Below are 15,087 nucleotides of genomic sequence, written 5' to 3' on the forward strand. Positions count from 1 at the left end.
CCAGGCCTCGTGACCGACTATCCCTATGTGGGGTGCGATGAGTTTCGCGAGGCGCTGTCGGCGCGCCTCGACGGGGAGGACGATCCGGCCGAGCGCGCGGTGACCGACGCGCACCTGGCCGGCTGCGCTGCGTGCCGGCAGTGGTGGGACGCCGCGGCGCGGGTGACCCGCGTGGTCCGCACCAGCGTGGTCACACACGAGGTCACGGTGAGTGACGAGGTGCTCGCTGCCGCGCCCGGTCCGGCCCGCGGCCGCCTGGTCCGCGCGGTGCGGGTGGCGCTGGGCGCGCTGGGCGTGGTCCAGTTCCTGCTCGGCGCGGCCCAGATCGGAGGCTTCGCGGCCGGGCGGCACCTGCACACGTTCGGCGTGGGTCCGGACCACCTGTGGCACGAGTCCGCCGCCTGGAACGTGGCCATCGGCGCCGGCTTCGCCTGGATCGCGTTCAGCCGCGGGCCGGGCTCGGGGCTGATCCCGACGCTGACGGCGTTCGTGGCCGCGCTCAGCCTGCTCACCGCGAGTGACGTGATCGCCGGCCGGGTCGACCTCGACCGGGTGCTCAGCCACGCGTTCATCCTGGTCGGGTACCTGCTGGTGCTCGTGCTCTCCCGCCTCCAACCGGCCCGCGGCGGCCCGGCCGGCGGCCAGCGCCCGCCCCGCCCGGCGTGGCGGGCCCGCTTCGACGAGCTCGACCAGCCGGCGAGCCGCCCGGCGCTGCGCCTGGTCCGTGACCGCCCGGCTCAGGCCCGCCGCGCCGCCTGACCCGGCCCGGCGGTCCCTGCTCGGAGCGGGGAAACCGGAACCCCCCGGCCGAAAGGCCGGGGGGCGGCTCGCCCGACGCGGACGGTGAGGCCGCGGGAGCGACGGTCCGGACCACGACGGGCGTCGCGGTAGCTCACCTCTCTGTCTTGAATGGACGGTACGCGCGCTAGCGCAGTCCGAAGTGGATGGTGCGGGTGAGGGTGGCGCTGTCGTCGTCGCCATCCAGTGACCACATCATGGCGCCGCCCAGCCCGCGGGTGCGGATGTAGAGGACCTTCTGCAGCACCAGCGCGGGGTCGTCGTACGTCCAGAACGTCGTGCCGTCCCACAGCCACGCGTGCCCCGCCCGCAGGTCGCGGTGGACCGTGAAGCCGGCCGACGGCAGCGTCTTCAGCTTCTTGTAGTCCTCGCTGCCCGCCTCGAACGTGGCCGGCGCCGGGCCGGTCGCGGTGCCGAAGAGGCCGTTCTGCCCGCCGGTGACGCCGGTCCAGCCGCGGCCGAAGTAGGGCACGCCGAGCACGAGCTCCCTGCGCGGCGCGCCGCGGTCGACCCACGCCTGGATGGTGGAGTCCACGGAGAAGTCCGGGTTGTCGGGCGCGCCGGCCGGCACCCGCAGCGCGGACTGCTGGTTGGCGCGCTGCTCCCAGGTGCCGTGGAAGTCGTAGCCCTGCACGGTCGCGAAGTCCAGGTACTTGAAGATCTTCTTGACCTCGAAGCCGGCGTCGATGGTGGCCGGGTTGGCGGGTACGAACGCGGTCAGCTCGTAGTGCTTGCGGCTGGTCCGGCCCAGCGCGTCGAGCTGCGTGCGGAACTCGGCGAGCAGCTTGGTGAAGTTCTGCTTGTCCTCGGGGCGCACCACGTTGCCCGGCTCACCGTTGGAGCCCGGCCACTCCCAGTCGAGGTCGACGCCGTCGAAGACGCCGGCGAGCGAGCCGGGTCCGCCGGCGCTGCCGTCCGGGTTGGGCAGGTTGCCCTTGAGATAGAGGTCGATGCAGGATGCGACGAACTTCTTGCGCGAGGCGTCGGTGAGCGCCGCGTTCGAGAAGTACGTGGACCAGCTCCACCCGCCAAGCGAGATGAGCACCTTCAGGTTCTTGTGCTTGGCCTTGAGCTTCTGCAGCTGCCCGAAGTTGCCGTTGAGCGGCTCGCCCCAGGTGTCCGCGACGCCGTCGACGCTCTCCTCGGCCGGCACCGGCCGCTGGTAGTCCGCCCACGCGTCGCCCTCGCCGGGTCCGCCGTCCACATAGCAGCGACCGTCCTCGGACACGTTGCCGAACGCGTAGTTGATGTGGGTGAGGCGGCTCGCCGCCCCGGAGGTGTCGAGCTTCTTGACCGGGAACGCCCGGCCGTAGATACCCCATTGGGTGAAATAGCCGACCCGGACGAAGCCGTCCCGGTGGGAGCCGGCGCTGGCGGCGGCCGGAGCGGCGGCCGCGCCGGCGAGAACGGTGGTTATGGCTATGGCGATGCCGAGCAGTCTCCGCATGGGGGAACAGTAAAGAGTCCTTCCTGTTCTGGCAAGAGTGATGGATTTGAGTCCGGCGAGATCCACGCGGATCAAATACATTAACTCTCACGTATCGGTGCCGACATCAGTACCTGGGGAGTAACGATGACGAACCGCATAAAGCTCCACTCCGGAATCTCCCGCCGCGGCCTGCTCGGACTCGGCCTCGGTGTCGCCGCGGCGCCCGCGCTGACCGCCTGCGGCGGCGTCTCGACCAGTGGCGCCGACGGTGGCGAGGGCGCGGTCAACTTCCTGTCCACGCAGTTCACGCAGGTCGAGGAGAGACAGCGCTTCGAAAAGATCCTCGGCGCCCGGGTGAGCAGTCCGAAGGTGGCGTTCAACCCGGTCGACGCGCCGACGTTCGCGACCACCGTGAAGTCCCAGTTGGACGCCGGAAAGGTGCAGCTCAGCCTGCTCGGCGGCCTGCACGGCGACCTCGCCCCGCACGCCGAGCGCCTCACCGACCTCGGCGACGTCCTCGGCTCGCTCGGCGACCGCGGCTTCTCCTCCGACCTCACCGACCTGGCAAAGCTCTCCGGCGACACGACGAGGTACGTGCCGTGGATGCAGGCCACCTACGTCCTCGCCGTCAACAAGAAGGCGCTCGAGTGGCTGCCCAGCGGCGCCGACGTGCAGAAGCTGACGTACGACCAGCTGCTGTCCTGGATGACCTCGGCCCGCCAGGCCAACGGCAACAAGCCCGTCTTCGGCTTCCCGGCCGGCCCGAAAGGCCTCTACCACCGCTTCTTCCAGGGCTTCCTGCTGCCGAGCTTCACCGGCGGGCAGATCACCACGTTCCGCGGCCGGGACGCGGCGGTCGCGTGGGACTACATGAAGCAGCTGTGGGCGCAGACCGTGCCCGCCTCGACCAACTACGACAGCATGCAGGAGCCGCTGCAGCGCGGTGAGGTGCTTGTCGCGTGGGACCACGTCGCCCGGCTGCGCGACGCGCCCGGCGACAAGCCCGACGACTGGCTGATGGTGCCGGCGCCGAGAGGCCCTCGCGGCCTGGGCTACATGCTCGTCGTGGCCGGCCTCGCGATCCCGGAGGGCGCGCCCGAGGCCGACAAGGCCAAGGAGGTCATCAAGGCGCTCACCACCGGCGAGGTGCAGGCCGACGTGCTGCGGGAGAACGCGTTCTTCCCGGTCACCGGCGCCGAGATCCCCGCCGACCTCCCCGGCGCGGTCAAGCTCGAGGCGGGCGCGGTGAAGGCGCAGCAGGAGGCGGACGGCGCGATCGTGTCGCTGCCGCCGGTCGGCGTCGGCGCCCGCGACGGCGAGGTGGGGCAGATCTTCAAGAACGTGTTCAAGGAGGTGTGCCTCGACGGCAAGCCGGTGCAGGGCGTACTGGACGCGCAGGCCACGCAGCTCAACGCGATCCTCGACGAGCTCAAGGTGCCGTGCTGGCGCCCCGACCCCGGCGACAACCCCTGCCGGGTCGTCTGATGCCGCGTAGGAGAGCCCGCGTACCGGCGGCGGTGCTGCTCATCGCGCCGTCGCTGGTCGTGATGACCGCGCTGTTCGCCTGGCCGCTGCTCGTCGGCGTCAGCCAGGCGTTCAGCGGGCCGGACGGGCCGACGACGTCCTATGTGGAGCGGATGCTCGACGACCCGTACTTCTGGCCAGCCGTGCGCAACACCGCCCTGCTCGTCGTGGTGCTGGTGCCGCTGCAGTTCGCGTTCGCGCTCACGATGGCGCTGCTGCTGCGCGAGCGGCCGCGCTTCGCCGGCGTCCACTTCTTCATCTGGGTGATCCCCCTGGCCATCAGCGACCTCGCCGCCGGCCTCGTGTGGCTGTCGGTCTTCGCCGACCGCGGCTACCTCAACTCCACATTGGACCGGCTGGGGCTCGACGGGTACGCGTGGCTGTCGTACGAGAACACGACCTCGATGTTCCTCACCGTGGTTGTCGCCGAGCTGTGGCGCTCCACCTCGCTCGTGCTGGTCATCGTCGTCGCCGGCCTCCAGGGCATCCCGAAGGACTACGACGAGGCGGCCGAGGTCTTCGGCGCCTCGTACTGGCAGCGGCTGCGCCACGTCGTCCTCCCCCAGCTGCGGCCCAGCCTGCAGGTCGCGCTGATCCTGCGCACGATCCTGGCGCTGGAGACGTTCGCGGTGGCGCAGGCGCTGACCGGGCGCAACCTGCCGCTGCTCGTGGGCGAGACCTACGAGTGGTACAACGTGCTGCAGAACCCCAACGTCGCCAGCGCCATCGCGCTCGTCGTGCTGGCCGTGTCGATGCTCGCCGCGATCGGCTACCTGCGGCTGCTGCGCGACCGGACGGTGGCCCGATGAACGCCCGCCGTCGTGGCAACCGCGCCGCGGTCCAGGCGGCCTGCGTGGCGATCACCCTCTTCATGGGGGTACCGCTCTACCTGATCACACTCGCCGCACTGTCCAGCCGCGACTCGCTCAACCGCTTCCCGCTCCCGCTGCTGCCGACCGACCCGTCGACCGAGACGATGTCGACGTTCCTGCGCTCCACGGGCGTGACCGGCGGCTTCATCAACTCGGTGACCGTGGGGCTGGGGACCGTCGTGCTGGCGCTGCTCGTGGGCGTGCCGGCCGGGTACGCGGTGGCCCGGTACGCCTTCCGCGGCCGGGACACGTACCAGCTGTTCCTGCTGCTCATCCGCGCGCTGCCGATCGTCGTGCTGTCGGTGCCGCTGGCCCGGATCTTCCTGGACGTGGGCATGTACGACACGACATACGCCGTGATGCTCATCCACACCGCGCTGGCCCTGCCGACCACCGTGCTGATCACCGCGGCGATCTTCGTGGGCGTCTCCCGCGAGCAGGAGGAGGCCGCGATGATCTTCGGTGCCTCGGCCCCGCAGGCGTTCCTGCGCGTGGTGGCGCCGCAGGCGCTGCCGGGCATCGCGGCGGCGGCGATGTTCGCGTTCATGCTGTCGTGGAACGAGGTGCTCGGCGCCACCGTGCTGACCCTCAACCAGCGCACGCTGCCCGCGCAGGTGCTCACGACGCTGTCCGACTCGCCGCTGGCGTACCGCTTCGCCGGCGGCCTCGCCCTTGTCCTGCCGGCCGTGGTCTTCATCGCCGTGATGCGGCGCTATCTGCTGAACATGTGGGGGACGACACTGCGATGAGTGCTGTGGTGATGGAAAGCCTCGTGAAGACGTACGCGTCGGGCGGCAAGCGCGCCACCGACGAGGTGTCGCTGGAGGTGGCCGACGGCGAGTTCCTCGTGCTCGTCGGGCCGAGCGGCTGCGGCAAGACCACGCTGCTGCGCATGGTGGCCGGGCTGGAGACGCCGGACAGCGGTCGGGTCAGCATCGGCGGGCGGGACGTCACCGACCTGCCGGCCCGCCAGCGCGGCCTGTCGATGGTCTTCCAGTCCTACGCGATCTTCCCGCACATGAAGGTGCGGCAGAACATCGGCTTCGGCCTCACGATGCGCAAGGTGCCCAGGGACGAGGTCGAGCGGCGGGTCAAGCACGCCGCGGAGCTGCTGCACCTGGAGGAGTACCTGGACCGCTACCCGGCCCAGCTCTCCGGCGGCCAGCGGCAGCGGGTCGCGGTGGCCCGCGCGATCGTGGTGGACGCGGACGTGCTGCTGATGGACGAGCCGCTGTCCAACCTGGACGCCCTGCTGCGGCTGCAGTTCCGCGCCGAGCTGAAGCGCATCGTCGGGCAGCTCGGCACCACCACGCTCTACGTGACGCACGACCAGGCCGAGGCCATGTCCCTCGGCGACCGGGTGGCGGTGATGCGCGAGGGCAAGGTGGCACAGCTGGGCACGCCGCTCGCGGTGTACGACCGTCCGGCCGACCGCTTCGTCGGCGGTTTCCTCGGCTCGCCCCCGATGAACTTCCTGACCGCCCATGTCCGCGACGGCGCCCTGGCGGTCGGCGACGCCACGCTGCCCGCCCCCGACGAGCTGTCCACGTGGGAGGGTCGCGACGTGCTGGTCGGCGTCCGCGCGGAAAACATCCAGGTCGACGCGTCCGCCCAGCCCGGCTGGGTGCCCGCGCAGATCGAGGTCGTCGAGCCCACCGGCGCGGCGCTGCTGCTGACCGCGAGGCTCGGCGACGAGCAGGTCAAGGTCCAGGCTCCCACCACGTTCCCGGCCGAGCCCGACCAGCACGTCTACCTGCGCGCCGCACCCGAGTCCCTGCGCCTGTACGACCCCGCGACCGGCCTCGCCCTCGCGACCTGACCTCGCCGGTTGATCAGGGACTTCGTGGCGCGGCGCGCCGCCCGACACGCCCACCAGGTCCCTGATCGACAGGCGGGAGGAGCGCGCGAAGGCCGGCCACCACGGTGCGGCGCTCGGGCTCGCCGGTCAGCAGCCGCTGCACCGCCCACCCGGGCACCAGTGCGAACAGCGCCGCCCCCACGGCCGCCACGTCCGCGTCGGGTCGCAGCTCGCCGCGGTCGCGGGCACGGCGGGCGAGCGTGACGAAGCTGTCCCGCATCGGCGCGTACCGCGCGGCCATCAGCGTGTGCAGCGCCGGGTCGCGGGCGGCGCCGGCCCACACCTCGACCGCCAGCGGGAACGCGCCGCCCGGCCTGGTCTCCATCTCGGCGCTGGCCAGCGCGCGGTCCATCGCCTCCAGCAGCGGCACCGGCGCCGGGTCCGCCGCGACCCGGGCGAACGCGCCGATCACCCGGTCGGTGGCGTCCTCCGCAATCGCCGCGATGATCTCGTCCTTGCCGCGGAAGTAGCGGTACACAGCGCCGACAGACAGCCCCGCCTCCTCGATCACCTCCTGCATGGACGTGGCGTGGAACCCCTTGCGCAGGAAGCACGTCCGGGCGGCGTCGAGGATCTGGCGCCGGCGGGCGGCGAGGTGGGCTTCGGTGCGGCGTGGCATGGCACACATCGTAAAACGAATGCTCGTTCTTGACACCGGACGGCGGTCGATGGCAGCCTGATTGCAAGAGAACGAGTGTTCGTTTTGAGGAGTTGTCATGGCACAGCCGGGAGTTGGCACCACCCGCCGCCGCCCCTCGCCCGCCGCCCTCGCCCTGGTGATCGCGGTCGGCGTGGTCGCGCTGCAGGCCCTGCTCGTACCGCTTTTCAGCGCCCCCGCGGCCCACCTCGAGCCGCGCGACCTGCCAGTGGTCGTCGCCGGCCCCGCGCCCGCCGCGCAGGGCTTCGCCGGCCAGTTGGAGGCCGCCCGGCCGGGCGCGTTCGAGGTCACCACGCTCGCGGACGCCGCCGCGGCGGACGAGGCGCTGCGCGACCGCGACGCCTACGCCGCGTTCGTGGTCGGACCCGACGGGCTCACGCTGCACACCGCGCCGGCCGCCAGCCCGACCGTCGCGACGCTGCTCACCCAGGCATCCGCCCAGCTCAACGGCGGCCAGCCCGTGCGCACGGTCGAGGTCGTGCCGCTGGACCCGGACGACGCGCGGGGCACCGGCTTCGCCAGCGGGTTCCTGCCGCTCGCGATCACGTCGCTGCTCGCCGGCGCCGCGATCTACCTCACCGCCCGGGGTCGCCGCCCGCGCCTGGCCGGCCTGCTGGGGTTCGCGGCCCTCGCCGGCCTCACCGCGGCCGCGGTGCTGCAGTTCTGGCTCGGCGTGATCCCCGGCACCTACCTGCTGAACGCGGCCGCCATCGGCCTGTTCACCCTCGCCGTCGCCTCCTCGGTCGCCGGGCTGGGCGCCGTGCTCGGCGAGCGCGGCCTGGCGCTGGGCGTGCTGGTGGTCTTCCTGGTCGGCAACGCGCTCTCCGGCATCGCGGCCGCCCCGGAGCTGCTCCCCAGCCGTGGGGCGAGGTGGGCCAGTGGCTGCCGGTCGGCGCGGGTGGGACACTGCTCCGCTCGACCGCCTACTTCGACGGGGCGGGCGGCTGGCAGGCCGCTTGGATCCTGGCCGGGTACGGCATCGTCGGCCTCGTCCTCGTGGCACTCGGCCGCTCCCGGGTGAGCCCGGCGGCGACCGGGACGCCGGCCGGGACCGCGGAGCCGATCCCGAGCACTGTCTAAACGGGAATGTCACCAGTGGATCCCGCCCCGGCCCGCGCCGGGGCGGGATCTTGGCTGCTCATGGTCAGGATCCGTCCAGGCTGCGCCGGTCGCCGTCCGGGACCGGCGCGGCCCGGCAAGATTTTTCGAAACGGTGCCCAGCGCGACATGATGTAGCATCGGGCCGCTTGGGCAGTGCGTGACAACTCCCCTTCTGATAGTTGCTGTTTCGAGGAGGCTCGATGCCGACGGGCCGGCCGGCACCCCCACCCACCGGACGCTCGCCGACGCCGCCACCGCGCAGCTGCACGAGGCGATCCTGGCCGGCGATCTCGCCGCCGGGTCTGCGTTGCGCCTCACGGATCTCGCTGAGAGCCTCGGCATGAGCATGATGCCGGTCCGCGAGGCGATCCGGCGGCTGGAGTCGCTCGGCCTCGTCGAGGTCGTGCCGCACAAGGGCGCGTGGGTGCGCGAGCTCACCCTCGACGACGCGCACGACACCCACGAGATGCGGCTGCTGCTGGAGATCACCGCGATCGAGCGGGCGGCGCCGCGGTTTACCGACCGCGACACCGAAAAGGCGCGCGCCGCGCTCGACCGCCACGTCAGCGCCAGCCAGCTCGGCGACCAGGCCGCGGCCCGGCAGGCGCACACCGACTACCACTTCGCGATCTACGCCGCGGCCGGCTCGCGCTGGCTGCTGCGGGCGCTGGAGCCGGTGTGGCAAAACAGCGAGCGGTACCGGTTCGCCGGCACCCGCAGCCCCGAGGCGGCCGCCGAGCGCCACCGCGAGCACCAGGCGATCCTCGCGGCGTGCATGGCCCGCGACGCGGTGGCCGCGGCCGACGCGCTGCGCGTGCACATCCACAACTCCCGCTCCCGCGTCATCCAGAAGATGACCCGGCTGGACGACAAGGACGCGTAGGTGACGGAGCAGCAGCCCGAGCTCGGACCGGTCGGATACCGCATCATCCTGGAAAACGACCTGGTGCGGGTGTGGCAGGTCATGCTGGGCCCGGGCGAGACGCAGGCGCTGCACCACCACGAGCACCCGTACCTGGTGATCGCCGTCGAGGGCGCCATCAACCTCGTCGAGACCGTCGACGGCCAGCTGCGCGACGCCCCCGAGCCGACCGGCAGCGTCGTCTTCCGCCCCGCCGGCGACACCCACACCCTGACCAACGTCGGCGAAACCCGCTACGTGGCCCGCATAGTCGAGCTCAAGACCGCTTAGAGCCGCGCGCGGGCCCGCGCGGTCGGCGCCCGCCCGGGGGCGGGCGCCGCGCGGTTGATCAGGGAGTTGGCGGGCGTGCCGCCCGGCGTGTCCACCCACGAGGTCCCTGATCAACGGGGCGAGGCGGCCCCGATAGCGCTCAGGCCAGCGCGAAGTAGAGGAACGCGCCCACCAGAGCCGCGAAGGCTAGCAGCAAGCCGCCCACCAGCAGGGTTTCGCCCGCGCCGCTGCCTTCTCCGCTGGACTTCCGGTCGCTCACGATTCCACTCCAAGGTTTGATATCTGATCAAATCTCGGTTTCGGAGCATAGCGGGCTGTTGCGATCTTGGGAAGGCCGGCACCGGGCGGGTCGTGTGCGGGCGGAACTGTCGAATTTCGGCCGTACTTGACGGCGTGTTGGAGCCTCTTGTGTATAGAAAAAGTGTCATACCTGAAGGCGACACTCTGGTTGACGGAAGGGTCATGACGGAAGGCGCATTGGTGGGAAGTAGCCATGTATCAGGTGGATCTGGCATGCAGGTGCGAGGCGCTCTTCGCATCTGACCTCCAACACTCACAGCACCCCAATCCGATCGACGTGCGCGCGGCCGTGGCGCGCACCATCTCCCGGCTCGGCGAGACGGCATGCCTGGCCCGGATGGCGCAGGAGTTCGGCGACCACCCGGAGGCGGCCGCGGCGCGCATGCGCTGGGCCCGCGAGGCGGTGGAGTCCGCCTTCGCCGAGTCACGCGGCATCCCCACTCCGCGCGGCCCGCTGACGGCGGCCACACCCTAGCGGCGCAGGAGCACGGCCGCTAGCGGTGGCGGAGGATCGCTAGCGGTCGACCTGCGACGGGGCTGCGACGTCCTCGAAGCGAGTCAGCCCGGGCTCGGGCTCCACGCGGGCGGCGCGCACGATGAAGCTGACCGCGTGATACCAGCCGCAGAGGGCCAGCAGGTCCAGCAGCTGCCCCTCGTCGAAGTACACGAGCAGGTCGGCCCAGAGCCGGTCGTCCACATCGGAGTCGTGGTGGAGCTGCTCGGCGAGCTCCATCAGCAGGCGGTCGCGGGGCTCGTCCCAGCAGGCGTCCGCGCTGGAGCCGTGCGCGATCGAGCCCATCTGCGCCTCGGTGAAGCGGGCCCGCTCCGACCAGACGGCCATGTGCAGGCCCCACTGGTACTCGCATCCGCACAGCGCGCAGGTCCGCCCGATGATGATCTCGCGAGCCCGCAGGTCGACGCTGAGGGCGGTGCTCAGCTCGTACCCCATCCACTCGGTCATGGCATGCGCCATCTGGCGGTTGCGGGCCATGGTGCGCAGCACCCGCAAAGGCGGCAGCCCTGGCGGGATCATGCGCGCGAACAGGGCCTCGATCTTCGGTGGATACGGCTCCTCCACCGGCGCGATCCTCACCAAACCGCCATCGCCTCCCAAGGACCGCCCGGCATCAGCGGAAACATCCAGCTATGACGATATACCCCTAGGACCCCCAAGAGCCCTAACGTTCACCCCCATAACCACCCTCGGCCGCCAGACCACGCACAACCGCCGAAAAGATCCTCTAGGGTTTGCGCCATGGCGAGCTGGGAGGACGTGCGGCGGCTGGCGCTGGAGCTGCCGGAGACCGACGAGCACGAGTCCGGCGAAGGGCACCTGACCTGGCGGGTGAAGGAGAAGGGCTTCGTCTGGGAGCGGCCGCTGCGCAAGAGCGACCTGGCCGCGCTCGGCGACGCCGCCCCGGACGGTCCGGTCCTCTGTGCACGCGTGCCCGACGAGGGCGCCAAGCACGCGCTGATCGCGGACGACCCGGCGGTGTACTTCACGACGCCGCACTTCAACGGCTACCCGGCCGTGCTCGTCCGGCTCGACCACATCGAGGTGGCCGAGCTGGAGGAGCTGGTGGTGGAGGCGTGGCTGACCCGGGCGCCAAAGCGCCTGGCCAAGGAGTATCAGGCGGGTTCCGGAACGTAGAACTTGGTCGTGGCCTCCACGGCCGCCGCCACCCGCTCCGGCTCGGCGCCCGAGGCCAGGTGGGCCTCACCCCACGCCGCGGCGCTGCGCCGGCTGAACTCGCGGGCCTCCGGCGACGCCTCGAACTCGCTCGCGTCCTTGATCTCGGCGCCGACCAGGTGCTGCGCGAGGCCCATGAGGGCGAGGTCCCAGCCCACGCCGGTGGCGCCCGGCCCGTACGTCGCCATGAACTCCTCGTCGACGATCGCCGTGTGCGTCAGCGCGAAGTCGGTGCCGCCGCCGGCGCCGGGCGAGAGCCGCACCTCGACCTCGCTGGTACCCCGCTGGGCGTCCTCGCCGTAGAGCCACGAGACCCGCAGCAGGCGCGGCGGCTGGCACTGGAGGATCTCGCCGGCGGCGTTGCCCTCCAGTTGGTACGTGCCGCCCAGCCGCAGGTCACCACTCACCGGCAGGAACCACCGGCCCACCCGCTCCGGGGTGGTGATGGCGTCCCAGACGTCCTCGACGTCCGCGTCGTAGTGGCGTCGCAGCACGATGGCGTCGCCCTCGCCGGCCGGGAGCGGCCCCTTCCCCACTTCGCGGTGCGTGGCGGCGAGCTCGTCGAGTACGTCCGTCATGTCTCATCCTTCCGGAGGCGCCGGCCCGGCTGCCTCAAGACCCTTGCAACACCGAGAGGACATTGCCAGCCGGGTCGGTGAACCACGCGATCAGCGGGCCTTCGCCCCGACTGATGCCCTTCTCGTCCTGCGGGAAACCGTCGTAGCGCGTCATGGACACGCCGCGGGCGGCCAGCCCGTCCACGGCCTTGTCGATGTCGTCGACCGGGAAGTTCAGGATTGTGAACGTCGCCGGGGTGTGGTTCTCCTTCGGGTACACGAGGATGTCACCGCCGCCGTCGATGTGCAGCGTGAGCATGCCGTGTTCCTCCGTGACCCGCAGGCCGAGCGTGTCGGCGTAGAACGCCTTCGCGGCCGGGATGTCGTCGACCGAGAAGCCGCTGAACGCCGTCGTGCTCCCGAACATGGTGAGTCCCTCCTGCCAATGTGACCTATCTTGCCCCGGATGGGGCACATGTGCTCCGGGATCCGTACAGCTGGTCCACGACGCACCTCGCCCACCGCATGCGCGGGGCGGCGGTCTCGGGGTGGTCGCCGTACGCCTCGGCCACGTCCGCGGCCACTCCACGTGTGCCCCCGCGTGCACGAATCGCGGTACGGATGGCCGCGTCGACGTCCGCGTAGGACGGGTTTCCGGCGGCGGACAGGTGGCTGGTGAAAAGGGCCTCGGCGCGGGCGGCGGTCAGCAGGTCGGCGGTGCTTTTCATCGGTCTCTCCTCCTCGCGAACGTGCCTTTGAGGAGTAGGACCGCCCGGCCGCCGAGAACTCATCGGACCGCGCGATAAAAAGTCGACGGAAATCCGACGGTCATTCATGGATCTATCTATTCGCCTCCGTTGTAGGTAGGGTCGCCGGTGCCGGCGGGGCGGGGGCCACGCCGGTCCGATTTTCGGGCGCTGCTCACGCGTCGCGCACACGCGAGGCCGCGTGCGGCGCCGGAAGACCTCAGAGGGGGAACCATGCGTCGAACCATCGCGATGGTTGCTGCCTGCTTACTGGCGGCGGTCACGATCGCACCGGGCGGTGCGTCCGCGCGGGCGAAACCGGACGTGGACACCAAGAAAGCACTCTCGAACGGGCTCCAGGTCGCCCCCAAGGCGACCGCGAAGAGCAAGACGGCGAACGCCAAACCGGCGGGCGCCAACCCTTACCTTTCGCTGCTGCCAGACCCCGCCGCGGCGGACCTGTCCGGCTGGGACCGTTACCTGGCAGCGAAGGGCAAGGAGCGGGCCAAGGCGCGCACCACCCAGCAGAAGGCCCTGGCCGTCCAGCCGCTCCTCGTCGACGAGGACGAGCCGGTCGGCGTGCGCGGCTCCAACGACACCGCCGCCACCGCGCAGCGCGTGCCGGGCTTCGGGACGAACACCGGCCAGAACCCCAAGGCCCGCGTGCTCGGCACCCTCTCGCCCGAGCGTGTGACCGCCGTCGACACCGAGCCGAACGCGGAGGACGACGGCTCGATCCCCCTCGCCGGCGAGACCGGCATCGGCGAGACCGTCGACGGCATCACGACGACCGGCGTCGTGGGTGACGGTCCGCACGGCAGCGCGGGCTCGGGCTCGGGCGACTTCGACGTGTACAAGCTGACCGCGCAGGCCAACGAGAGCCTCACGGTCGACATCGACACCCCCACCGGCAGCGAGCTCGACTCGATCCTGCTGCTGTTCGACGCCGAGGGCGAGCTGATCGCCACCGCGGACGACGACGGCGACAGCCTCGACAGCCTGCTGACGTTCCAGTTCAGCGAGGCGGGCGACTACTACCTGTTCGTCACCGGCTTCCTGACCCTGCCGAACGACCCGTTCGACTCCGCCAGCGGCACCGGCGCCGAGACCGAGGGCCCGTACGGCGTCACGATCACCGTCGGCGCGGCGGACGTCGACTTCTTCGCGGTGCGCCTGCGCAAGGGTGACGTGCTCGGCGCGACCGTGACCGGCGCCGCGACGCTGCTGTCCGTGTGGGACACGGTGCCGCGCGAGGTGCAGGGCTCGGCGCAGGACGCCTCGTACCTCTTCCCCGCCACCACCCCGCTTCCCGGCGGCGGCAACGCGGTGGTCGACCACGTGGCCGAGAAGGCAGGCTGGCACTACGTCGCGGTCTCCTCCGGCGGCGGCTCGTACGACATCACCGTCGAGGCGTACCGGCCGGCGCTGGAGAGCGAGGCACCCCCGGTGCAGACGCTCTTCCTGGACTTCGACGGCGCGCGGCTCAACACCGCCATCTTCGGCGGTCCGGGCGTGCGGACGCTGAGCCCGTTCAGCGCGTTCCTCGGCCGGTGGGGCCTGACCCGCGCCGACGAGGACGCGGTGATCGACGCCGTGCTCGCCACCGTCGAGGAGAACCTCAAGACGGACCTTGTGGCCAGCGGCCTCAACGGGCGCTTCCGGATCCAGATCAAGAACAGCCGCGACCACCGCGACACGTTCGGCCAGACGAACGTGAGCCGCATCGTCGTCGGCGGCACGATCGACGAGTCCGGCATCCCCACGATCGGCGTCGCGCAGACCATCGACCCCGGCAACTTCGAGACCGAGGAGAGCGCGCTGGTCCTGCTCGACGTGCTGAGCGACCCGGCCGGCGACGACGCCTCGCTGAACACGTACATCACGCCGGCCAGCGACAAGGTGGCCTTCGTCGGGCGCGCGCTCGGCAACGTGATCGCGCACGAGGCGGGGCACTTCTTCGGCGACTGGCACGTCGACCAGTTCAACGACGTCCCGAACCTCATGGACCAGGGCGGCAACTTCCCGGTCATGTTCGCGGTGGGTCCGGACAACATCGGCGGTACCGGTGACGACATCGACGTGGACTTCGGCGAGGACGAGTTCAACCCCGGTGAGGGCTTCACCGGCACGGAGGACACGCAGAGCCGCGTCGTGCTCGGCGTGACCAGCTAGCCCATCTGTCGGGCCCGGACGGCGTCGCGGTGGACGCCGTCCGGGCCCGCACCTTGTCCGCCCCCGGTCCGTTGCTCCCCGCGGCCGGCTGCATCGGGCCTGTTGTGTGACCGCGCCCACGGCCCGGCAGGTGTGACCGACCGGTCCAGCCGCCCACATCGGTCACCGCGGCGCACACCGCGTCGTCCGC

Annotated in this window: 17 protein-coding genes; 11 read left to right on the plus strand and 6 right to left on the minus strand. The window is 71.3% G+C overall.

What is annotated here, in order from left to right; translation table 11 throughout:
• The first annotated feature begins 9 nt into the window (after positions 1-9).
• Positions 10-759 (plus strand): zf-HC2 domain-containing protein, encoded by a 750-nt coding sequence (locus tag Phou_RS00605; RefSeq protein WP_173052564.1) that lies wholly within the window; start codon positions 10-12, stop codon positions 757-759.
• 166 nt (positions 760-925) lie between these two features.
• On the opposite strand, the gene Phou_RS00610 is transcribed toward Phou_RS00605, so the two are convergent.
• Positions 926-2,245, minus strand: a complete 1,320-nt coding sequence (locus tag Phou_RS00610) for a glycoside hydrolase family 18 protein (protein ID WP_173052565.1) — start codon at positions 2,243-2,245, stop codon at positions 926-928.
• A 126-nt stretch (positions 2,246-2,371) separates the two neighbouring features.
• Here Phou_RS00610 and Phou_RS00615 point away from each other — a divergent pair, with 126 nt between their 5' ends.
• From Phou_RS00615 to Phou_RS00630, 4 genes are read left to right on the plus strand one after another with little or no spacing between them, the layout of a single operon-like run.
• Positions 2,372-3,712 (plus strand): ABC transporter substrate-binding protein, encoded by a 1,341-nt coding sequence (locus Phou_RS00615; protein ID WP_173052567.1) that lies wholly within the window; start codon positions 2,372-2,374, stop codon positions 3,710-3,712.
• Entirely contained in the window at positions 3,712-4,560 is an 849-nt protein-coding gene (locus Phou_RS00620; RefSeq protein WP_173052569.1) for a carbohydrate ABC transporter permease, read from the plus strand. Before Phou_RS00615 ends, Phou_RS00620 begins: the two co-directional genes overlap by 1 nt.
• The gene (locus tag Phou_RS00625) at positions 4,557-5,372 is read left to right on the plus strand and encodes a carbohydrate ABC transporter permease (RefSeq protein WP_173052571.1); all 816 of its coding nucleotides are present in this window, start codon (positions 4,557-4,559) and stop codon (positions 5,370-5,372) included. The genes Phou_RS00620 and Phou_RS00625 overlap by 4 nt, the downstream gene beginning before the upstream one ends.
• The gene (locus tag Phou_RS00630) at positions 5,369-6,442 is read left to right on the plus strand and encodes an ABC transporter ATP-binding protein (RefSeq protein WP_173052573.1); all 1,074 of its coding nucleotides are present in this window, start codon (positions 5,369-5,371) and stop codon (positions 6,440-6,442) included. The genes Phou_RS00625 and Phou_RS00630 overlap by 4 nt, the downstream gene beginning before the upstream one ends.
• Before the next feature lie 13 nt (positions 6,443-6,455).
• Here the strand turns inward: Phou_RS00630 and Phou_RS00635 are convergent, their stop codons facing one another.
• A complete protein-coding gene (locus Phou_RS00635) occupies positions 6,456-7,100 on the minus strand; it encodes a TetR/AcrR family transcriptional regulator (protein ID WP_178134947.1) in 645 nt (214 codons plus the stop codon).
• 97 nt (positions 7,101-7,197) lie between these two features.
• On the opposite strand from Phou_RS00635, the gene Phou_RS00640 reads away from it, so the two are divergent.
• The 4 genes from Phou_RS00640 (at position 7,198) to Phou_RS00655 (ending at position 10,207) form a co-directional block, all read left to right on the plus strand.
• Positions 7,198-8,160 carry a hypothetical protein gene (locus tag Phou_RS00640; RefSeq protein ID WP_178134948.1) on the plus strand — a complete coding sequence of 321 codons (963 nt, stop codon included), beginning with the start codon at positions 7,198-7,200 and terminating at the stop codon, positions 8,158-8,160.
• 237 nt (positions 8,161-8,397) lie between these two features.
• Positions 8,398-9,123 (plus strand): GntR family transcriptional regulator, encoded by a 726-nt coding sequence (locus Phou_RS00645; protein ID WP_218578571.1) that lies wholly within the window; start codon positions 8,398-8,400, stop codon positions 9,121-9,123.
• Positions 9,124-9,432 (plus strand): cupin domain-containing protein, encoded by a 309-nt coding sequence (locus Phou_RS00650; RefSeq protein WP_173052577.1) that lies wholly within the window; start codon positions 9,124-9,126, stop codon positions 9,430-9,432.
• Positions 9,433-9,925: 493 nt separating this feature from the next.
• Positions 9,926-10,207 carry a hypothetical protein gene (locus Phou_RS00655; RefSeq protein ID WP_173052579.1) on the plus strand — a complete coding sequence of 94 codons (282 nt, stop codon included), beginning with the start codon at positions 9,926-9,928 and terminating at the stop codon, positions 10,205-10,207.
• 39 nt (positions 10,208-10,246) lie between these two features.
• On the opposite strand, the gene Phou_RS00660 is transcribed toward Phou_RS00655, so the two are convergent.
• Positions 10,247-10,810 carry a carboxymuconolactone decarboxylase family protein gene (locus tag Phou_RS00660; RefSeq protein WP_246273100.1) on the minus strand — a complete coding sequence of 188 codons (564 nt, stop codon included), beginning with the start codon at positions 10,808-10,810 and terminating at the stop codon, positions 10,247-10,249.
• 177 nt (positions 10,811-10,987) lie between these two features.
• On the opposite strand from Phou_RS00660, the gene Phou_RS00665 reads away from it, so the two are divergent.
• Positions 10,988-11,383 carry an MmcQ/YjbR family DNA-binding protein gene (locus Phou_RS00665; RefSeq protein WP_173052583.1) on the plus strand — a complete coding sequence of 132 codons (396 nt, stop codon included), beginning with the start codon at positions 10,988-10,990 and terminating at the stop codon, positions 11,381-11,383.
• Here the strand turns inward: Phou_RS00665 and Phou_RS00670 are convergent.
• Genes Phou_RS00670 through Phou_RS00680 form a run of 3 tightly spaced genes read right to left on the minus strand, consistent with a single transcriptional unit; the run spans position 11,362 to position 12,707 of the window.
• Positions 11,362-12,000, minus strand: a complete 639-nt coding sequence (locus tag Phou_RS00670; protein ID WP_173052585.1) for an SRPBCC family protein — start codon at positions 11,998-12,000, stop codon at positions 11,362-11,364. The genes Phou_RS00665 and Phou_RS00670 overlap by 22 nt on opposite strands.
• 34 nt (positions 12,001-12,034) lie before the next feature.
• A complete protein-coding gene (locus Phou_RS00675; protein WP_173052587.1) occupies positions 12,035-12,406 on the minus strand; it encodes a VOC family protein in 372 nt (123 codons plus the stop codon).
• Between the two features lie 25 nt (positions 12,407-12,431).
• Entirely contained in the window at positions 12,432-12,707 is a 276-nt protein-coding gene (locus Phou_RS00680) for a hypothetical protein (RefSeq protein WP_173052589.1), read from the minus strand.
• Between the two features lie 252 nt (positions 12,708-12,959).
• On the opposite strand from Phou_RS00680, the gene Phou_RS00685 reads away from it, so the two are divergent.
• Positions 12,960-14,897: a pre-peptidase C-terminal domain-containing protein gene (locus Phou_RS00685; protein WP_173052591.1), complete on the plus strand. Its 1,938-nt coding sequence runs from the start codon at positions 12,960-12,962 to the stop codon at positions 14,895-14,897.
• Positions 14,898-15,087: the final 190 nt, after the last annotated feature.

The organism is Phytohabitans houttuyneae (assembly GCF_011764425.1).
GTDB lineage: Bacteria > Actinomycetota > Actinomycetes > Mycobacteriales > Micromonosporaceae > Phytohabitans > Phytohabitans houttuyneae.